This is a genomic window from Paenibacillus sp. FSL H7-0940 (assembly GCF_037979415.1).
Lineage (GTDB): Bacteria > Bacillota > Bacilli > Paenibacillales > Paenibacillaceae > Paenibacillus > Paenibacillus amylolyticus.
This window is the reverse complement of sequence record NZ_CP150280.1, coordinates 3,784,566-3,803,572: the sequence shown is the minus strand read 5'-3', so window position 1 is coordinate 3,803,572 and position 19,007 is coordinate 3,784,566. Positions and strand designations below refer to the sequence as shown.

23 protein-coding genes are annotated in these 19,007 nt (G+C 47.7%); 19 read left to right on the top strand and 4 right to left on the bottom strand.

From position 1 onward, the window contains the following. The first annotated feature begins 155 nt into the window (after positions 1-155). Positions 156-287, top strand: coding sequence for a hypothetical protein (locus tag MHB71_RS16685; protein ID WP_340026968.1), 132 nt, complete (start codon positions 156-158; stop codon positions 285-287). 46 nt (positions 288-333) lie between these two features. After that, positions 334-1,068 (top strand): YdcF family protein, encoded by a 735-nt coding sequence (locus MHB71_RS16680; protein WP_340019818.1) that lies wholly within the window; start codon positions 334-336, stop codon positions 1,066-1,068. Positions 1,069-1,168: 100 nt separating this feature from the next. Here MHB71_RS16680 and MHB71_RS16675 read toward each other — a convergent pair whose 3' ends face one another. Then, positions 1,169-2,500, bottom strand: coding sequence for a M56 family metallopeptidase (locus MHB71_RS16675; protein ID WP_340026967.1), 1,332 nt, complete (start codon positions 2,498-2,500; stop codon positions 1,169-1,171). A 6-nt stretch (positions 2,501-2,506) separates the two neighbouring features. Further along, positions 2,507-2,881, bottom strand: a complete 375-nt coding sequence (locus MHB71_RS16670; RefSeq protein WP_017689706.1) for a BlaI/MecI/CopY family transcriptional regulator — start codon at positions 2,879-2,881, stop codon at positions 2,507-2,509. Between the two features lie 167 nt (positions 2,882-3,048). Between MHB71_RS16670 and MHB71_RS16665 the strand changes: the two genes are divergently transcribed. The 17 genes from MHB71_RS16665 to MHB71_RS16585 all read left to right on the top strand — a co-directional run bounded on the left by MHB71_RS16665 (position 3,049) and on the right by MHB71_RS16585 (position 17,562). After that, positions 3,049-3,570 carry a hypothetical protein gene (locus tag MHB71_RS16665; RefSeq protein ID WP_340026966.1) on the top strand — a complete coding sequence of 174 codons (522 nt, stop codon included), beginning with the start codon at positions 3,049-3,051 and terminating at the stop codon, positions 3,568-3,570. 116 nt (positions 3,571-3,686) lie between these two features. Further along, on the top strand, positions 3,687-4,577 hold the full coding sequence (locus MHB71_RS16660) for a TIGR01777 family oxidoreductase (protein ID WP_340026965.1): 891 nt from the start codon (positions 3,687-3,689) through the stop codon (positions 4,575-4,577). A gap of 539 nt (positions 4,578-5,116) precedes the next feature. Then, entirely contained in the window at positions 5,117-6,118 is a 1,002-nt protein-coding gene (locus MHB71_RS16655; RefSeq protein WP_340026964.1) for a beta-ketoacyl-ACP synthase III, read from the top strand. Continuing rightward, positions 6,108-7,400: an ATP-grasp domain-containing protein gene (locus MHB71_RS16650; RefSeq protein ID WP_340026963.1), complete on the top strand. Its 1,293-nt coding sequence runs from the start codon at positions 6,108-6,110 to the stop codon at positions 7,398-7,400. The genes MHB71_RS16655 and MHB71_RS16650 overlap by 11 nt, the downstream gene beginning before the upstream one ends. Further along, positions 7,397-8,392, top strand: a complete 996-nt coding sequence (locus MHB71_RS16645) for an NAD-dependent epimerase/dehydratase family protein (protein WP_036610249.1) — start codon at positions 7,397-7,399, stop codon at positions 8,390-8,392. Before MHB71_RS16650 ends, MHB71_RS16645 begins: the two co-directional genes overlap by 4 nt. Next, entirely contained in the window at positions 8,386-9,246 is an 861-nt protein-coding gene (locus MHB71_RS16640; RefSeq protein WP_340026962.1) for an MBL fold metallo-hydrolase, read from the top strand. Before MHB71_RS16645 ends, MHB71_RS16640 begins: the two co-directional genes overlap by 7 nt. Then, positions 9,243-10,571 (top strand): F390 synthetase-related protein, encoded by a 1,329-nt coding sequence (locus MHB71_RS16635; RefSeq protein WP_340026961.1) that lies wholly within the window; start codon positions 9,243-9,245, stop codon positions 10,569-10,571. The genes MHB71_RS16640 and MHB71_RS16635 overlap by 4 nt, the downstream gene beginning before the upstream one ends. A gap of 60 nt (positions 10,572-10,631) precedes the next feature. Then, positions 10,632-11,552 carry an SDR family oxidoreductase gene (locus MHB71_RS16630; RefSeq protein WP_340026959.1) on the top strand — a complete coding sequence of 307 codons (921 nt, stop codon included), beginning with the start codon at positions 10,632-10,634 and terminating at the stop codon, positions 11,550-11,552. Between the two features lie 214 nt (positions 11,553-11,766). Then, positions 11,767-12,348, top strand: coding sequence for a DJ-1/PfpI family protein (locus MHB71_RS16625; protein ID WP_017689696.1), 582 nt, complete (start codon positions 11,767-11,769; stop codon positions 12,346-12,348). Then, positions 12,345-12,923 (top strand): GNAT family N-acetyltransferase, encoded by a 579-nt coding sequence (locus tag MHB71_RS16620; RefSeq protein ID WP_076252494.1) that lies wholly within the window; start codon positions 12,345-12,347, stop codon positions 12,921-12,923. The genes MHB71_RS16625 and MHB71_RS16620 overlap by 4 nt, the downstream gene beginning before the upstream one ends. Next, complete coding sequence (locus tag MHB71_RS16615; protein WP_340026958.1) at positions 12,920-13,795, top strand: serine/threonine-protein kinase; 876 nt, start codon at positions 12,920-12,922, stop codon at positions 13,793-13,795. The genes MHB71_RS16620 and MHB71_RS16615 overlap by 4 nt, the downstream gene beginning before the upstream one ends. A 100-nt stretch (positions 13,796-13,895) precedes the next feature. Further along, entirely contained in the window at positions 13,896-14,264 is a 369-nt protein-coding gene (locus MHB71_RS16610) for a hypothetical protein (protein WP_076327072.1), read from the top strand. Positions 14,265-14,266: 2 nt separating this feature from the next. Further along, positions 14,267-14,983 carry a GNAT family N-acetyltransferase gene (locus tag MHB71_RS16605; protein ID WP_340026957.1) on the top strand — a complete coding sequence of 239 codons (717 nt, stop codon included), beginning with the start codon at positions 14,267-14,269 and terminating at the stop codon, positions 14,981-14,983. A gap of 174 nt (positions 14,984-15,157) precedes the next feature. Continuing rightward, positions 15,158-15,454, top strand: a complete 297-nt coding sequence (locus tag MHB71_RS16600) for a GNAT family N-acetyltransferase (protein WP_340030183.1) — start codon at positions 15,158-15,160, stop codon at positions 15,452-15,454. Positions 15,455-15,521: 67 nt separating this feature from the next. Then, positions 15,522-15,908, top strand: coding sequence for a hypothetical protein (locus MHB71_RS16595; protein ID WP_340026956.1), 387 nt, complete (start codon positions 15,522-15,524; stop codon positions 15,906-15,908). Between the two features lie 295 nt (positions 15,909-16,203). Continuing rightward, positions 16,204-16,986: a glutamate racemase gene (gene murI / locus MHB71_RS16590; RefSeq protein WP_340026955.1), complete on the top strand. Its 783-nt coding sequence runs from the start codon at positions 16,204-16,206 to the stop codon at positions 16,984-16,986. Positions 16,987-17,010: 24 nt separating this feature from the next. Further along, positions 17,011-17,562, top strand: a complete 552-nt coding sequence (locus MHB71_RS16585) for a histidine phosphatase family protein (protein ID WP_340026954.1) — start codon at positions 17,011-17,013, stop codon at positions 17,560-17,562. Positions 17,563-17,630: 68 nt separating this feature from the next. Here MHB71_RS16585 and MHB71_RS16580 read toward each other — a convergent pair whose 3' ends face one another. Beyond that, positions 17,631-17,993 (bottom strand): DUF423 domain-containing protein, encoded by a 363-nt coding sequence (locus tag MHB71_RS16580; RefSeq protein WP_036610220.1) that lies wholly within the window; start codon positions 17,991-17,993, stop codon positions 17,631-17,633. A gap of 64 nt (positions 17,994-18,057) precedes the next feature. After that, positions 18,058-18,987, bottom strand: coding sequence for a type I pantothenate kinase (gene coaA, locus MHB71_RS16575; RefSeq protein ID WP_091014881.1), 930 nt, complete (start codon positions 18,985-18,987; stop codon positions 18,058-18,060). Positions 18,988-19,007: the final 20 nt, after the last annotated feature.

Genomic DNA, 19,007 nt, shown 5'->3' with positions numbered 1-19,007 from the left:
GTTTATGGGTTATTTGGTTGTGGTTAATCAGAGTTCGAAGTTGTACAGAGGATGTTCAAGCGTTGTTCATTTTATTGCAGATAGGTAAACATGATATATTGGAACGAAGGTTAACAGCAATAAGAGGACAATGAGGTAAACCGCAGGAGGCAGATATGTTATATGAGGACCCATTCATTCAGACGATTATCCAACACGAGCAATTAATGCATGACCTGCGGAGAGTTCGTAGTCTCCATTTGCCTCAAAGTTACATAGGTGCAGGATATATTGTAATTATTGAATAATAAGTGATTTGCGGAATAGTGGGTACAAGAAGGAGTGTCTACGGATTTGATAAAAAAGTTCTTACAAAAAAATGGGCTGATCATTGATCTTGTCCTGTTGGCATGTTTTGTGGCGTTCCTGGCCTTCTGGGGCCAAAGATTCCCAGTCATGTTTTTCGGAATGATCACGGTGGCTTTTATCGTTCTAAGACGGATTGACTATCAGAAGCATGTTATTCTGAAACGGATTATCCTTACCGGATTTGGCGTGGTTGCCGTCTCTTTTGTCATTATTGAAGCACTTGTATTCACACAGCTTGGTGCGAATGATCCGGAAGAAGCGGACTATGTCATTATTCTGGGTTCAGGCATCCGTGGAACGGAATTGTCATTGACCCTGAAGCAAAGGTTGGATGCCAGTCTGGACTACATTCGCAGCCACCCTCAGACACCGGTCATTGTATCGGGTGGGCAGGGACCTGGAGAATCGATTCCTGAAGCGCTCGCCATGAAAAACTATCTAATTGAACAGGGGATTAACCCTGCCCAAGTGATTATGGAAGATCGCTCCACAAGTACACAGGAGAATTTGGCCTTTTCCAAAAAAATCATTAATGAGTCCGGGCTGGAGCATCCCGAGATCATGATTGTCACCAGTGACTATCATATGTTTCGATCCAAGTATATCGCTGCCAAGAACGGTTATGCAGCAGAATACGGCATATCGGCTCCGTCACCGGGTTATCTGAAACCCGTCAACATGATCCGCGAATATTTTGCTACGATCAAAACATTTATCTAATGCACATGACAGAGAAACGGAAACAGGACGAAGCGGAGATCTATCATCTATGCTTCGTCCTGTTTGCATATAAGGATGGCTATTGCTCCTTAACGATAGGTTATTTTTCTGAAGGAGCAGGTACAGTTACTGAAACCTTATCCCCAGGGAGGGCTACGATTTCAGGAGATTCACCCGTAAAAGGAACAGTGGCTGATTCTACAACTTTAGCCTCAGAAGGTTCAGTAGTAGATGGAACAGTAATAGAAGGTACAGTAGCAGACGGAACTGGCACAGCTTCGGAGACTTCATCCTCAGGTAGAGCCACGATCTCAGGAGTTTCGGAAGTAGAAGGAGCAGTTACAGCTTCGGAAATTCCGACCTTGTTGGGAGAAGCTACGATTTCAGAAGATCCACCCGTAGAAGGAACAGGCACAGCTTCAGTGGCATGGGCCTCTACTTTAACTGTGTGGTTTGATGCCCATACGGCGGTGGACGTACTTACACCTGTAATAAGCAGGAGGGCTCCCATACTTAACATCCAATGTTTCTTTTTCATTTTATTTACATTAAACATAATCATCAATCTCCTTTTTAATTGTTTGCCTTCACCCGATAGGGACGAACAAAATTGAGCAGGTATTTTCTTGGTTCCCGCCATCACATTTAAAATTGTCTCACCATATCGTCTTCGTTCTTCGTGGGACATCTCTTTCACCACATCTTCATCACAGGCCAACTCGCTCCAGGTATGAATGTCCCGGCGAATCATATGAATCAGGGGATTGAACCAGTGTAGGGCACTAACCCCCAAGGTCAAAGCTTTGACCCACAGATCTTTATGTTTTAGATGTACCAACTCATGATGAATTACCATACTGATGTCCATTTTCAACGTATTTTCGGGTGGCAGATATATCGTGGGTTTAAACAAGCCAACCAGTATAGGACTTCGTACTAGCGTGCTGTGAGCAAGCGTGATATTACGTTTGAGACCCAAAGCCTCTTTGATTAATGGTAGCTGTACAGCTGCCTCACTATGACAGAGGACTGGGGTACGTGTACGAGATAATTCATTCAGAAATCTTCGATAACAGTACGCCTGCCATGCCGAAAAACCAATGACTCCAATGCCCCAGACGCATAACAAGAACCAGGCTGTGGTTACCGAAATGGTTTGTTCCGGGATAAATGTTCCTGCAAGTACGCCCGAAGTTGCTGCATTCTCCGTACCCGGTATAGTTGATGTCGTTTGGAATGCAATATCCAAAAGCCATGAAAGGCCAAGAGATACCGGGAAGAGATAAAACAAGATAGCCAGTTTACCGAGTCTGTAGAGCCACTTGGTCGGAAAAACAGATACGGGTATAAGTCGTAGTGCCAAAATACAAACAGAAACGATACTTCCCGCCACGGTCAGGCTGCACAGAATCTCAAAAAAGATATTCATCATCTGCACCTACTTCTCCGAAAGCCATTTTTTCAGTTCTGAAATGTCATCGTCTGAAAGCTTGTCACCGTCATACATGGCCGAAACCAAATTCTTGACTGAACCTTGATACAGTCCATCAAGAACATGCTGCGTTTCCTGTAGTTTGTAATCTTCGGGTTTCAGAAGAGGCTCATAATCATTGGTCCGTCCACGTCTCGTAACGGTAAGAGCGCCTTTATCCACCAACCGTGACAGAAAGGTAGACATGGTCTGCGCTTTCCACGCTTTCCCCTTCTCAGCAAATATGTCTAATAGTTCTGTGGAGGTGACCGGTGGGGCGCATGACCATATAACAACCATTAACTCCATTTCTGTTTCGGATAATTTTTGAATCTGGTTCACAGTGAACACTCCTTAACATCGTTATGCGTCCATAACGATCGTATTACTACACTACGTAGTACGTATAAACTACTACAACTTGTAGTGGATAGTCAAGTTATCCTGATAGATGATTGCCAAACCATGTTATAATATAGGTCATTAATAGAAGAACGATGTAGGAGTGAATGATCATTACAGCATATCAATTACCTGCTCTCTATGAGCAGAAGCGAGTTTCAATGCACGAGATGGAAGAGATTGTACGCCTGTTAGCTCAGGCACCGCTATTATACGATGATGGACAGAGCATTCAGGTTCAGGATTACATGGGAGGCTTGGAGGTCGAACTTGAGCATGAGGTACGCCGTGCAGTGACCGAGTTGTATGAACTGGCTGTTCAGGCTTGCCGCGTCTTCGCCGATCCATTGGCGTACGAGCAACTTCAGGATGCGCTTGGGTTACAGGCTGAGATATGGCAGGAGGAAGTGCTTACTCTTGCAAAGTGGATGGACTGGCTGAAGCAGATCAGTGAAGGAAAGAGAACACTGCCCGAGTACAACTTTACAGCGATGCTTGGGAACTTGCCGGACGGATTCATGATCCATGATTTTTATGATGAACTCCGATATCAGCTGGAACAAAACCCTGCAAACGCATGGGCTATCGAAGAGCGGGATCGCTTGTACGCAGCTCTGGGTGCTAAATAAATCAAACCAACGGGTCACCGGCGGTGTTAATCTATTATCTGCATTTTGCATGCATAGAAACATTCCAATCTATATCTTGCAAAATCTTTACCCAGTATGGGAAATGAGGGGATACCGTGAAGAAGGTTGTATTAGCTGGTGGAACGGGATTTGTCGGACAGGATTTTGCCCAAAGGTTCAGAAAGCTGGGGTATGAGGTGTTAATTATCTCGCGTCAGCCCGGTCATATTGCCTGGGAGGATCGTGCAGGAATTATAGGGGCACTGGAAGAAGCAGAAATGTTGATTAACCTGGCAGGTAAATCGGTGAACTGCCGTTATACGGATGAGAATCGCAAAGTCATTCTGGAATCCAGAACCCGGACAACGCGCATTCTCGGCGAAGCCATCCTGGCTTGCAATCAACCTCCCGAACTATGGATTAATTCGAGTACAGCGACCATATACAGACATGCTGAAGATCGTCCCATGACGGAAAAAGAGGGCGAGATTGGCTCCGGATTCTCGGTCGACGTTGCCAAGGCATGGGAACAGGCTTTCTTTGAATTCAGTCTGCCATCTACGCGTCAGATTGCACTGCGGATTGCGATTGTGCTGGGCGAGGGCGGCGTGATGGTGCCCATGACGAACCTGGTCCGTTTTGGCCTAGGTGGATCGCAAGGTACAGGAACACAGCAGTTCAGCTGGATTCATATCGAGGATCTGTTCCGTATGGTGATCTATCTGCAGGAGCATCCACACTTGAATGGTGTGTTCAATGCGTCCTCTCCGCATCCGGTGACGAATCGGGAGCTAATGTCGCGTCTGAGAGAACAGATGGGTGTGCGGATTGGACTACCTTCTCCTCGCTGGATGCTTGAACTGGGCGCACGTTTTATTCAGACCGAGACGGAACTGGTTCTCAAAAGCCGTTGGGTGATTCCCGAGCGAATGGAGAGGGAAGGCTTCACGTTCACATACGGTACACTAGATACCGCTCTTGCCGAGATTTTGAATAAGAAGAAATAACACTTCATACAAAAGAAAACACAACAGGAAGGGCAGAGGCATCTGCCCTTTTGTTATATATGTTCAACTAAACATTTACACGATAACGGAGAGGACAGAAATAACTTGAAGAAGCGAAGCGTTCGCCTAAAAGCTTTCTGAAAGAAAGCTGCATCGGAAGCATATGCTTATCCCCAGATTTTCCCTTTTTAAGAAGGGAATCAAAAAAATCTGGGGATAACAGCGATCGGAAAGTTGTTCTGTCATCGCAGTGTCTGTGTAAATACTAATTAGCTGAACTTATAGAGGTTTTTCAAAAAGTCCGCTTTTGATTACGAAGGATGCCTATCGGCATCATCAGCATCGAATATGGAATTCAGCCGAAATAAGCTGGAGGCTTACGAAGTATGTTTCCTTTGGAAACATTATGGTTGCTCACGTAGTTTTCCTACGCTCCGCTACTCCATTTCTAGCTTCATTCCATCTTCTCGGTACTGAAAACCGGTCTTTTTGAATACGAACTTATATATCTGTCAGATGAACAGAAAGAGGTTGGGGAAATGCAACTTAGAAGAGTAAGGATCGCAGGAACAGGGAAGTACCTGCCTGAACAGGAAGTTACCGATGAGGAACTGGATCGCCGCTTGGACGTGCCTGAGGGCTGGGTTAGCAAAGCTACAGGCGTAGGTGTACGTCATTATGCTTCGGGTGAAGAAACCTCCTCTTTCATGGGCGCACGGGCTGCGGAAGCTGCACTGGCGGATGCAGGATTACAATTTAGTGATATCGACTGTCTGGTGTGTACCAGTGGCACGAAGGAACAACCGTTGCCAAGTACGGCGGTATTTATCCAGCAGGCCATGGGGCAGCAAGATTCGGGCGTACCTGCCTTTGATATGGATGCAACCTGCCTAAGTTTCCTGAACGGACTGGATGTGATTTCCTATATGGTAGATGCTGGACGTTACCAGCGAGTACTGCTCGTAGCCACTGAGATTGCCTCAGCCGGACTGAATTGGTCGGATAAAGAAAGTGCGGCCCTGTTCGGAGATGGAGCGGCCGCTGTTATTATTGAGCGTTCGCCTGAAGGGTCATCCTCTCAGATTGTACATGCTTCCCTTCAAACCTACAGTCGAGGTGCTCGTTTCTCGGAGATTGCAGGTGGAGGTACACGGATGCATGCTTCAAATTATAAGGCAGATCAGCCTGAACCCTACCTATTTAATATGGATGGACAGGCGATCTTCCGCATGGCTTCCAGACTTTTGCCTGGATTCATTGGTGATATGCTTCAGGCGACCGGGAATCGAATGGAGGATTTCCAATTGGTCATTCCCCATCAGGGAAGTGCCATGGCGATGAGACTGATTCGCAAGAAGCTTGGCATTGCTGAAGATCGGTTTATGGACATCACACGAAATCACGGCAATACGATTGCGGCATCGATCCCGATGGGTCTGCATGAAGCGATTAGACAACAGCGTATTCAGCGAGGTGATCGGGTGTTGATGATTGGCACGGCTGCCGGATTATCATTGGGAGGACTCATTTTTGACTACTAGATCTGGGGAAACCAGACATCGTACAGTTGCTTCTCTCCGTGTGTTGCTTACAGGCGGAAGGGCTCCCGTAACGCTCGATCTGGCACGCATGCTTCATCGGGCAGGCCATCGGGTCTATGTTGCGGAGAGTGCCTTACGGCATCTGACCAGATCATCCAGTGCAGTGGAACAGTGCGCTGTGGTCCCATCGCCGCGTCATAACACACGTGCGTATCTGGCAGAGCTGGAACGGTTGGTTCAGGATTGGCAGATCGACCTGTTGATTCCGATGTGTGAAGAAGTCTTCTATGTTGCTCAAGGGGCAGACAGACTGCGTGTATATTGCCGTGTTCTGGTTACAACCTTGGAGCAGCTGCATGAGCTGCATCATAAATATGATTTTATCCAGCTTGCAGGGTCACTCGGTCTTTCGGTTCCGGATACACACCTGATCCACAGTCGGGAGGAATGGATGGAAGCTCAGTCTGTTCTGGGAAAAGTAGGAGATTGGGTGTGGAAACCGGTGTATTCCCGTTTCGCAGCCAAAGTTCGCATGCCAATACTCGTGACCGATGACGCTGGGGCAGGGACGGATCAGCAAGGAAACGTAAGTGAAAAGAAACGTCGACATTTCCGTAACGACCCTCCGGACGAGGTAGCATTATCATCTATTACACCTTGGGTTGCACAGGCCTACATTCCTGGTCAGATGTTATGTACATACAGCATAGCGCATGAAGGGCAACTGGTTGCACATGCCACTTACGACAGTCGCTATCGTACAGGAAGCGTGGGAGCCAGTGTTTTTTTTGAACAGGTGGAACATGAGGGTGCCCTTGCGTGGGTGAGACAATTTGTTGAGGCAACGGGTTTTAGTGGACAGATTGGGTTTGATTTTATAGAAGGTCCGGATGGGCAAGTATACGCGATTGAGTGTAATCCGAGGGCAACGAGTGGAATTCATCTGTTTCACCCCGGAGATGACTTGGTGCGTGCACTAACTGAACCGGAGACGTTGGTAAAAGAAAGAAAAATGATCACGCCCGCACGGGGCAGCAAAGCCATGCTCATGCTCCCCATGTTGGGAAGTGGAGTACAGCAGATCTTTGGCAAAGGGAAGCTCCGTGCATGGATAGCTGCATGGCGTGGAACCAGGGATGTGGTCTATGTAGGGCAGGATATCCAGCCTGTATTTGAACAATTCGGAGTGGTGCTAGCCGCATGGCGTCTGGCAAGATCGCAGAAGTGCTCGCTGACTGAAGCTTTGACTCATGACATAGAATGGAACGGTGAACAACAATGAATAGAGCATTGGTTACAGGAGCTACGGGATGTCTGGGCAGGCATCTCGCGATACGACTTGCCAAAGAGGGATGGGAAGTCACTGGCATGGGCCGACAGCCAAAGATTGGTGCAGAACTTGAGTTGGCAGGAATCCGATTCCTGAATGGAGATATACGGGATGAGGCTGCAGTGAACAAAGCGTGTACGGGACAGGATGTGGTGTTTCACTGTGCAGCTCTATCCTCGCCATGGGGCCGATATCGTGACTTTTATAGCAGCAATGTGGAAGGGACGCAGAATCTTGTAGATGTATGCCTGCATAATGAGGTACAGCGATTCATACATGTCTCAACTCCGAGTATATATTTTAATTACAATCTGCGATATAACGTACATGAGAATGATCCGTTGCCATCCAAACCAGCCAATCATTATGCAGCCACGAAGCTTCTCGCTGAGCAAGTTGTAATGGAGGGTCATGCGAAGGGACTTCCATCGATCATGATTCGACCGCGAGCCATTTTTGGTCCGTATGATCAGACGTTATTTCCCAGAATTGTCGCAGCAAACGCAAAATCAGGCGTGCCCATGATCGGTGGTGGACAGGCGTTAATCGATCTGACCTGTGTGGATAATGTGGTGGATGCCTTGTTGTTATGCCGTGATGTTGATGCCGCAGCACTCGGCAGAGCTTACAATATCTCCAATGGCGATCCGAGAGCGTTCAGTGAGTTGGTGAGCAGCCTGTTTGCCATGCTGGATATGCCCTTGCGTCGTCGAAACATTCCTTATCGGATGGCATATGGTGTGGCAGCGTTGCTGGAGCGAGTTCATGGCTATATTCCTGCGTTGGGTGAACCTGCATTAACACGGTATACAGTCGGCTCCTTATCTATTCCACAGACATTGGATATTACGGATGCACGGGAGCAATTGGGCTACATCCCTCGGGTGTCCATTGAAGAGGGATTGCAACAATTTGCAGACTGGTGGAGGGCTGAATCATGCTGACAACAACTCCGGTGAAACTATATTTGGGTGCGGCGGGTTACTGTACACATCCAGAGTTTCTGACGCTGCGTGGTGGTCGATTGAGTCCAGTACATTTCCCGGCAGGATTTGCCTGCATCATTCATCCCGTACATGGACCGATCCTCTTGGATACGGGATATAGTTCCCGCTTTTTTGAGGAAACGGCTCATTTGCCTAATGCAATGTATCGTCATATTACACCAGTGGTCTATCGTGAAGAGGATAGTGCCGTTCATTTTTTGGCTCGAATTGGACTGAAAGCATCGGATATTCGGTATATCATCCTCTCTCATTTTCACGGCGATCATATCGCGGGTGTACGAGATTTCCCAGAGGCACAATTCATTTATCTGCCAAGGGCCTATGATGCTGTGCGCTCACTTGGTCCGATTGCGGCTGTAAAAGCAGGTTTTCTTGCGGGGCTGTTGCCCGAGGATTTTATAGTCAGATCATTGCCAGTTACGTGTGAGCCTGAGCGATGGATAAGAGCGGGGGAAGCTTTCCCTTTTGATGAGGTCTACGACATCTTTGGTGATGGCAGTCTGCTTGGGGTGGATGTATCCGGTCATGCGGAAGGCATGATGGGACTCCTGTTGCGTACAGAAGAACATGACTATTTTCTCTGTGCGGACGCGGTATGGTCGAGTCGGGCTTTTCGTGAACAGCGCAGACCGAATATTCTTGCTGGAATCATTATGTCGAATCGACAGGAATACCATCGTAACTTTGACAAGCTGGTTCAGCTGCATCAGCAATTTCCCCACATTCGGATTGTGCCGAGTCATTGTCGAGATGTACTGGACGCTTGGGGTACAGGAGGGCCGAAACGATGAGTAATACCTTTCGTATTGTGGTTCATTATGCACTCGCACGTGGGCTGCGAACATGGAAAACACGAGAACAACTTGAGCGCTGGCAAGAGCGCCGGATTATTCGGCATGTTCATCAGATCCGTGCCCGATCTCCGTTTTACCGGAAGTGGTGGGGTGGCGTGGACGCAACCGACTGGAGAAGCTTTCCGTTGATTGACAAATCAACCATGATGGAACATTTTGATACACTGAACACGGTGGGTATTACCAAGGACAAAGCTCTGGCTCTTGCAGGTGAAAGTGAAGAAACACGTGATTTCAAACCTTCCATTCAAGGCGTGACGGTTGGACTGTCTTCGGGCACGTCAGGGAACCGGGGGATATTTCTGGTGAGTGATCGGGAGCAGGATGCGTGGACGGGTACGGTGCTGGCCAAGTTGCTGCCTGGTGGACTGTGGAAACCTGCGAAGATTGCGTTTTTCCTGCGGGCCAACAGTAATCTGTATGAATCGGTGCAACGTGGCAAATTGCAGTTTCAGTACTTTGATCTGCTGGAACGTGTGGAGACCTTGGTTAAGCGGCTGGAAACCTACCAACCTACCGTGTGGGTGGCTCCTCCATCCATGCTGCGTCTGTTGGCGGACGCTTATGTAGCAGGCCAGTTGACCGCTGTACCGGATAAAATCATCTCTGTTGCCGAGGTGCTGGACCCCCTGGATCGCAAGGTGTTGGAGAAGATCTTCGGACAGACCGTTCATCAAGTCTATCAGTGTACAGAAGGGTTCCTGGGTGCAACCTGTCGTTATGGCACACTGCATTTGAATGAAGATATCGTGCATATTGAAAAAGAGTTCATTGATCCCGCCACCCGACGGTTCGTGCCCATTATTACGGACTTCTCCAGAACATCACAGCCGATCATACGATATCGGTTGAATGATATTCTGACCCAAGCGGCGCTGCCATGTGCCTGTGGTTCCCCGTTTACTGCCATTGAGCGTATTGAAGGCCGCTGTGATGACACGCTTTATTTTTCAAACATGCATACGGGTGAGGCGGTACCGGTCTTTCCGGATTTTGTCACTCGTTCGGTCATAGCGGCTTCGCCGGATATTGAACATTATCGTGTGGTGCAGCAAGGGGACGGATCAATGGAAGTATCTCTTCGGCTTGGCGGGAGCGCAGTGCTGGAGCAGGTCGAGACCAATGTACTGCTGGAACTGATGAAGCTGGGAGAGCGTCTGGAATGTACTTTGCCTGAGGTCAGATTTGTTCCGTATACGTTTGAACCGGGAATTACAAAGCTACGCAGAGTTGAGAGACGGCATAACGGAGTGACGGATTAAGCAGGAGTCTTGCGGTCTAGGTAGGAAGTAAGCAATTTACCGAGGAAAGAAGGTCACGCCGTGACAGTAGAGGAACACTTAACAGAAGCCGGACAGGGGCGGATTAATGTAGGTTCTGATGTAGTGAAAAAGACGAAGGAAGGAACTAACGCTCCGGTGGCCTTAATTACGGGTACCTCCAGTGGTTTCGGTATGCTCACCGCAATCACCCTTGCCAAGCAGGGGTATCATGTTGTTGCTACAATGCGTGATCTGAGTCGAAGAGAAGAATTGGTGAAACTGGCTGAACAGGCGGGGTTAGCTGAACGTTTGCAATATGTGCAACTGGACGTGACCGATGCTGAATCCGTGCAGAAAGCTGTGCGGTCCGTACTTCATAATAATGGCCGAATCGACATGCTGGTGAACAATGCAGGATTTGCGGTGGGCGGGTTCATTGAGGAAGTGTCGATGGAGGATTGGCGGCGCCAGATGGAAACGAATCTGTTTGGATTAATCGCCGTGACACGGGCGGTCCTGCCTGTGATGCGTGAACAGAAGCAGGGGTTAATTATAAATTTGTCCAGCGTCAGTGGGTTGTCCGGTTTTCCAGGGTATGCGCCATATGCTGCCTCCAAATTCGCTGTGGAAGGATTCACGGAAAGTTTGCGGCATGAGATGTCTTCGTTCGGTGTTCGGGTGGTATTAGTTGAGCCTGGCTCTTATCGCACACCGATCTGGAATAAAGGTTTGGGTGAGATTCACCGGAGCGAGGACTCTCCGTATAAGCATAAGCTGGACGCGGTTCTTCGTTATTCCAAATATGCGAGCGAGACAGCGCCTGATCCACAGGAGGTAGGCGATTTGATTGGCCGAATTGCACGGATGCGTGCACCAAGACTTCGATATGCGCTCGGAAAAGGTTCGCGTGTGCTCATCATAGGTAAAGCACTGCTACCCTGGAAGTGGCTGGAGCGGATCATCGCCCGTGGATTAAAATAGAGATTAGGCAGGAACCAAAATTGTACAGTTTGCAGACGGGAGGGGTTAGCCATATTCGAATTCATCGTCATTATTTTACTTCTTGCGATTGTGGGTCTGCTCTTTCATATCAATAGCAAGCTGCCAGCGCGTGACCGGGTGAAGGAAGCAATGGAACGGGATCGGAATCAGAAACATAATCAGGATGCTCCAAATTAAAACGCGGAGGTTACCAATGAAAATGGCATTCGTTTTGTTTGATGGACTGACTTTCCTTGATTTTGCAGGATTTTATGATGTGATCAATCGGTTGAATTTCTTTGAACCTACCAAAGGAACGACGTGGGAAACCTGTGCCATGACAGACCAGGTCACGGATGAGTCTGGTCTAACATTGAAGGTGGATCGAGTGAAGCCTGACCTATCGGAATATGATCTCGTGTTTATCCCCGGAGGCATGGGAACGCGCAAGCTTCGATATGACGAGGCCTTTGTAGGTTGGCTGAAACAGGCTGAGTCTGTGCCTTTGAAGGTTTCGGTGTGCACAGGCTCTCTGCTGCTGGGTGCGGCTGGTTTTTTATCCGGCAAAAAAGCAACAACACATCCCCGTGCATATAATTTGCTTGAGCCGTATGTCACCGAGGTGATTCAGAAGCGGATTGTAAAAGATGGAAATGTAATAACTGCCGGTGGTGTGGCCACGTCCATTGACCTTGGGATTTATGTTGTTGGGTTGCTTGCAGGACAGGAAGCGGCAGCGAATGTAAAACTTCAGATCGATTATCCTTATGAGATGCAGGGAGTGGTCGAAGAATGAATGCAGATCGCAAGCAAGAGACTTATATCATTCGCAATATTCAGCGGGATGAAGCAGACATCTACTGGCCTTTGCGACTGGAAGCACTGAAAACACATCCTGAAGCCTTCGGGGCTTCGTTCGAGTTGTCCATTCAACTCCCCATGAGTGAAGTGCAGGAGCGCATACATAATGAACCGGATGATTATATTCTGGGAGCATACACAGAAGAAGGAACCTTGGCGGGAATGATGGGTTTCAAAAGAGAATATGGCCTAAAGCTCAGGCACAAAGGCATGATCTGGGGCGTCTATGTTGCTCCGCCATATCGGGGAAGTGGGCTGGCTTCGCTCTTGCTCCGCGAGGTGCTGGATCGTGGAAGACATCTGGAAGGCATCAAGCAGATTAATCTGAGTGTAGTGACAACGAATGAATCAGCCCGACGTTTATACGAGCGATATGGATTTGAAGTTTTCGGCATCGAGCGTAACGCATTGGAAGTCAACGGTCAGGGATATGATGAGGCGCATATGAATTACTTTTACACGGAGCATTCAACATTGAATGAAGATACCAGCACAGGAGGAGTCCGATGACAGATCAAGTTGAACTTGAGATCGACGGTGTTTCCTTTGTCTTAAAAGAGTCTCATTCTTTCGACTGGTTACAGCCCTTGGGTACGGTCTTTCGCGTATTCGATCAGCAGGATTCAGGGAATCTCTCTTTTGGTATTGTGCAAAAGGATGGAAAGCGATTGTTCGTTAAATATGCGGGAGCACATACAATTCATGCGAATCATACGGGAAGTCCCCCGGAAGCCATTCTTAATCTGAAATCATCTGTTTCCGTTTACGAAGATTTGGCGCATGACACGTTGATTCGACTAACGGATCATTTTGCAACGGATGAGGGGTATGCCTGTGTATTCGATTGGGTGGATGGGGAGTGTCTGCATTCCCACTGGTATTTTCCGCCTCCGGCCAAATATGAAGATCCGCGTTCGCCCTACTATCGGTTCAGACAGCTTCCTGTTGAGACACGCATTCGGGCAATGGAGCAGATTCTGAATTTTCATATCGATGTGGAACGGAGAGGTTATGTGGCTGTTGATTTGTATGATGGCAGTCTGATCTATGATTTTGACAGAAACTTTATGAAAATTTGTGATATCGACTTGTATCGGAAGGGCTCTTTTACCAATACCATGGGGCGCATGTGGGGATCTTCCCGCTTTATGTCCCCTGAGGAATTTGAGTTGGGTGCACCCATAGATGCGGTTACCAATGTATTCAACATGGGGGCAATGGCGTTTGGGTTGCTTGGTGGGGAGAAAGATCGTTCTTATGACAGATGGGATGCCGGAGAAGCATTGTATCAGGTTGTGATACGTGCAGTGAGCGATGATCGGTCCGAGCGGTACGCATCGATTGCGGAACTTGGTGAGGCCTGGAAACAAGCTACGATTTAAGGTCAATGAGTGAGTGGTGGAATTTTCGCAAATGTGCAAAATCCATTCGTATACGTGTGTGAAATCCCGTATAATGGAAATTATTAAGGGGGTGCAGATGATGTGCAGATATGCCTTGTCAGGACCATATAAAGACATCTATGCATGTTTCATTTGTCGCAAATCATTTAAACAAGTTTCCAGACATGACCTGAGCCCTGAGGTGGTGGCACAACTTGAATATAAATGCCCGCAATGTGCCACATCTATGGTTAGCATGGGACACGATTTCCAGGCGCCCAAGCAAAATGATACCAAACAATGGACCAAAGTGATGATGCTGTACCGTCATGGTTATACCTATCATAATTGCGGGTGCGGGGCTGGATATCGTCCTGCAGAATTACGTCAATTATCCGAATTTCTGGAGCAACAGGAAGCTGGTAAAGGCAGTGTAGGCAAACGATTATTGCAAAGGTTAACTTCTTAGTTATGGTTCCAAAATCGAACCTGTCGTCTATGGAAATGTTGAAAATACAGGTGAGTACTTTATATACGATCAACGAGCAGCAGCGTCTATTAAGCATCAACGAGCCGGGTGGTGGGCAGGCTCCAGCCATTTTTATCGGTATGACTTCTGCCAGTTCACTGATCTATTATCATGAGCAGTTACCGCCGGATCTAATGGATGAGTTGGGTAAGGATAGCGAGCTTCCATTGGATATTCCGAAACTGATTCGCAAGGTGGAAACCTTTGAGACAGTTAACCGTGTGTGGATAGGACCCGCCTATGCTTTTCCTGAGATATCTCACGAGTGGAATCAGAAGGTTCAGTTGATTGGTCAGGAGCAGCATTATTTGCTGGCAGAGCATTTCCCTGAATTAACAGACTACTTGTATGAAAAAAGCCCTGTTGCCGCTTATGTTATTGGGGATTCTGCTGTGGCAGTGTGCTGCTCCGCAAGGTTTTCCGATCATGGGGCGGAAGCGAGTCTGTATACGGCACCCGGTTATAGAGGACATGGATATGCAGCGGAGACAGTAAAGTGCTGGCAGTATTATGTCAAGGAGCGTGGACGCATGCCAATCTACAGTACATCTTGGGATAATCTTGCTTCACAGCAAGTTGCCCGTAAACTCGGATTAATTCAGTTCGGTGTGGATTTCAGTATCACAACTGTGGATTTGAGGAAGGACTGTGATGTCTGATGATTCGCACTTTCGTACAAAAGGATCTGAAGTATGTCATTGAAGCGCATATCCGAATTTATCGAAACGAGTATAATTATGATCATAGCTTTGCTGAATTTATCACCCATGCGGTGAATTCGTTTGGAATTAAAGGCAATCATTCGAGGGAGATGTTATGGATTGTTGAGTTAGATCAGACCAGCTTCCGGCTCCATAGGACTTACTCAGGTGAATGAAAATACGGCTCAACTTCGCTGGTTTTTGATCGAACCGGAAGCACGTGGTGCAGGATGGGGCGGGGAGCTTATCAAACAGGCAATTCTTTTTGCAAAAGAAAAGGACTACACATCCGTGATCCTGTGGACCAATGAGTCTTTGATCGGCGCGCGTAGATTATATCAATCTGTGGGCTTTGAAGTGAAGGAAGTCCGCAAGCAGATGTTGTCAGGTCAGGAGCTTACCGAAGAACAATGGGAACTTGTTCTGTAGTTGGCCGAGGGATTGAGCATGAAAGTCGAATCTGTTGCGTTAACTCGTTGTTGAAAGGAGTGGTACAGTGAATCGGAGAAGACTGATTCTGGGTTTGTTATCCGTATGCACAGCATTGACGGTAGCAGCATGTTCGATTCGGACAGAAGACCAAGCATTAACAGCATCGATTGAAAGCAACCTGCAGCAGATGGTTAGCGACCCTGTCCTCCTGACCAGCAGCAATCCGAATGATTATATTGCTGGTAACCGGGAGGCTTACGACGACATCTTGAATACGGGGGAGGCAGGACTGCCTTTCCTGCTACAGCAGCTCGAATCCAGTCCGGATAATGGTCTCAAGGAATGGATCATGGCTCAGGCAAGTACTGAACTGCTTGGAGAGCTTAACCCTCTAGAGGCGTGGCATAGTGGCAAGGACTGGCTCAGACAGTATAAAATGAGCGTAGAATAATGGCTCATCTTCTCTATAGTACCTGACTTAGCGGAAGTAATGGAGGGGGCGGAATCGATTCTGAAGAAGCGATAGCGTTCGCCTTTGTCTCCGAATTTATACATCTATAAGGTTATTTAAGAAAATTTGGAGACAACAGCGATCAGAAGAACGATCCGTAACCGGAATGGTTCCCGCAAGCCGTCAAGCACTGTAGTGTGTGATGAGCCGGAAGTACAAACCTCACCTCCAGTCAGCATGAGCAGCATTGAGAGGTTCTTGGAACCCGAAAGAATACATTATAGAGGTGAAATCCTTGAATAAAAAAATTGCTTTTTTTGATTCAGGCATCGGTGGTTTAACCGTTTTGCATAAGGCATTACTACAGTTTCCGGAAGAACAATTTTTGTACTATGCGGATACCCTACATGTCCCGTATGGAACCAAATCTGCGGATGAGGTTAGAGGACATATTTTTGATTGTGTGGAAGCCATCGTTCAGGAGGATGTCCAAGCAATCGTGATTGCTTGTAATACAGCAACAAGTCTGGCTGTGAAGGAACTGCGCGCCAAGTACGATATCCCGATCATTGGCATGGAGCCTGCAGTGAAACCAGCCGTGGAGATGAATCGCAACAGTGGGAAGAGGGTGCTTGTATTTGCTACGGCCCTCACCTTGAGCCAAACCAAGTATAACGAACTGGTATCACGTGTTGATGATCACCACAGTGTGGATTCCATTGCGTTGCCGGAACTTGTGGAGTGGTGTGAACAGCTGGATTTTGATCCGGGCAAAATCGCTGATTATTTCCGGTTCAAACTGGCAGATCTTGATCTTCAAGGGTATGGCACAGTGGTGCTTGGCTGCACGCATTATCCATTCTATACGTCCATTCTGCGCACGGTTCTGCCCGATCATATACAGATCATTGATGGCAGTACAGGCACAGTGAACCATCTGAAGCAGCGGCTTGGACTGGTGGCTCAACATGGAGACAGGACAGGGGAACAGGTCACTTTCCTCAGTTCATCAGGCCGACCGGAAGAGCAGGAGAAGATGTACAGTGCACTTCAATATCTTGAGATGAACTCCAAGTAAGTTACACCATAGGAGGTGATAGCTATGCAGTCCATTTATCTTATCCGTCACGCCAAGGCCACAGGGCAGGAACCCCATGCAGAGCTTACAGATGAAGGGATCAGGCAGGCTGAAAAACTTGCAGATATCTTGGCTCATCATTCCATAACGTATATTGTCTCCAGTCCATGGAAAAGGGCCGTTCAGACGGCTATGCCACTGGGCATAGCAACGCTGCAACATATACATACGGATGAACGTCTCCAGGAGAGGGTACTTAGCTCTCTTGATCTGCCTAACTGGATGGATGCACTGAAACGTACATACGATGATGTGGATTGGATGGAAGAAGGCGGGGAATCTTCGAGAAACGCGGCTACAAGGGGGCTGGCACTACTGGAAGAGTTGTGGAGCAGACCGGAACAGCACGCGGCCGTGGTTACACATGGAAACTTGTTATCACTGCTTATTCGTGAGTATGAACCATCCTTTGGTTATGAAGAGTGGACCAAACTGTCTAACCCGGATGTGTATGTGCTGGAGAGACAACGACCGGATGCAGGGCTGTCCACCATTCGAAGAATGTGGACAGATTAAACAGCAAAAGAGTGCTCCAGCGATATTATATCAGCCAGAACACTCTTTTCGTTTATCCACGGGGCATATTACAATGCAGCAATCATGATCATAACCCATCCAGCCAAAAATGCGACTCCGCCAAGTGGGGTAACGGCTCCCAATTTGCGAACACCCGTCACACTTAAAACGTACAGGCTGCCAGAGAACAGGATAATCCCGGCGAACATCAGCCATCCGGCAAGCATGACGAGTGAAGAGGATTCAAGACGGTCTGCCAGCAGTCCGATCAGGATGATGCCCAGTCCGTGGATGAGGTGATATTGAACACCAGTTTCATAGATTTTGATCATGTCAGCCGATAGTTTGCGCTTGAGCGCGTGTGCGCCAAAAGCACCCAATGCAACAGCCAGGAACATCATAATACTGCCGAGTATAATCAGGGTTTGCAATGTGTTTTTCTCTCCTTTTAAGGGTAATTAGATATAACATCAAAGTGTACTGCACGAGTGTTGTCTACAGTTTGCGCAATTGAATCTGCCCAATGGAGTGATCGGCTTCCTTTTTCAGAATCAGTCTGGCACGTCCTTTGGTTGGCAAAATGTTTTCATGCAGGTTTTTGGCATTGATATCTTGCCAGATCTGGTTGGCCGTACGTACGGTTTCTTCTTCATCGATATTGGCGAATCGTTGATGGAAAAAGGAATCTGTGTTCTGGAACGCTGTATTGCGGAGTAGCTTGAAACGCTCAACGTACCAGTGTCGTATATGCTCTTCTTCCGCATCAATGTAGATGGAAAAATCGAAGAAATCACTAACCAGCAAAGGCGTTTCCTTTTTGATCTGAAGTACATTGATACCTTCAATAATGAGAATATCCGGTTGACAGATCTGCTTCTCTTCTCCTTGAATGACATCGTAGGCGAGGTGAGAGTAGACGGGTGCTTTCACTTCGGGTTTGCCAGATTTCACATCACCCATGAACTGAATCAGGGATTTGATATCATAACTTTCCGGAAATCCCTTGCGGTTCATGATGCCCTTCTCTTGCAGCACCGCATTGGGATATAAGAAACCGTCGGTTGTGACAAGGTCAACCTTCGGGCTATTCTTACCTCTGGCGAGCAGTGCCTGTAGTAAGCGGGCCGCTGTACTTTTGCCCACGGCAACACTCCCCCCGATTCCAATGATGTAGGGAGTGGGGAGGGCTTCTTTTTTCATAAAGGTGGCCGTCAGTTGATTCAGCTCTCGTGAAACTCTTGCATATAGGTCAATAAAGTGGGTAAGAGGCAAATATATATCTTCGACTTCTTGAATCGATACCTCTTCATTCAATCCCTTTAACTGTTCTAATTCGGCTTCCGTCAGTGGAAGAGTGGTCTGATGTTCTTTAAGTTCAGCCCATTCCTTGCGGTTAAACTCGATGTAAGGAGAGTATAAATTCATGAGATCCCGCTTTCTGTATG

What these genes read in the sequence shown, in the direction of transcription:
- MHB71_RS16685 (WP_340026968.1), top strand. Translation starts at nt 156, where the DNA reads ATGTTATATGAGGACCCATTCATTCAGACGATTATCCAACACGAGCAA.
- MHB71_RS16675 (WP_340026967.1), bottom strand. Translation starts at nt 2,500, where the DNA reads ATGATGAATATCTTTTTTGAGATTCTGTGCAGCCTGACCGTGGCGGGA.
- MHB71_RS16665 (WP_340026966.1), top strand. Translation starts at nt 3,049, where the DNA reads ATGATCATTACAGCATATCAATTACCTGCTCTCTATGAGCAGAAGCGA.
- MHB71_RS16655 (WP_340026964.1), top strand. Translation starts at nt 5,117, where the DNA reads ATGCAACTTAGAAGAGTAAGGATCGCAGGAACAGGGAAGTACCTGCCT.
- MHB71_RS16645 (WP_036610249.1), top strand. Translation starts at nt 7,397, where the DNA reads ATGAATAGAGCATTGGTTACAGGAGCTACGGGATGTCTGGGCAGGCAT.
- MHB71_RS16640 (WP_340026962.1), top strand. Translation starts at nt 8,386, where the DNA reads ATGCTGACAACAACTCCGGTGAAACTATATTTGGGTGCGGCGGGTTAC.
- MHB71_RS16635 (WP_340026961.1), top strand. Translation starts at nt 9,243, where the DNA reads ATGAGTAATACCTTTCGTATTGTGGTTCATTATGCACTCGCACGTGGG.
- MHB71_RS16625 (WP_017689696.1), top strand. Translation starts at nt 11,767, where the DNA reads ATGAAAATGGCATTCGTTTTGTTTGATGGACTGACTTTCCTTGATTTT.
- MHB71_RS16620 (WP_076252494.1), top strand. Translation starts at nt 12,345, where the DNA reads ATGAATGCAGATCGCAAGCAAGAGACTTATATCATTCGCAATATTCAG.
- MHB71_RS16615 (WP_340026958.1), top strand. Translation starts at nt 12,920, where the DNA reads ATGACAGATCAAGTTGAACTTGAGATCGACGGTGTTTCCTTTGTCTTA.
- MHB71_RS16610 (WP_076327072.1), top strand. Translation starts at nt 13,896, where the DNA reads ATGTGCAGATATGCCTTGTCAGGACCATATAAAGACATCTATGCATGT.
- MHB71_RS16605 (WP_340026957.1), top strand. Translation starts at nt 14,267, where the DNA reads ATGGTTCCAAAATCGAACCTGTCGTCTATGGAAATGTTGAAAATACAG.
- MHB71_RS16585 (WP_340026954.1), top strand. Translation starts at nt 17,011, where the DNA reads ATGCAGTCCATTTATCTTATCCGTCACGCCAAGGCCACAGGGCAGGAA.
- coaA (WP_091014881.1), bottom strand. Translation starts at nt 18,987, where the DNA reads ATGAATTTATACTCTCCTTACATCGAGTTTAACCGCAAGGAATGGGCT.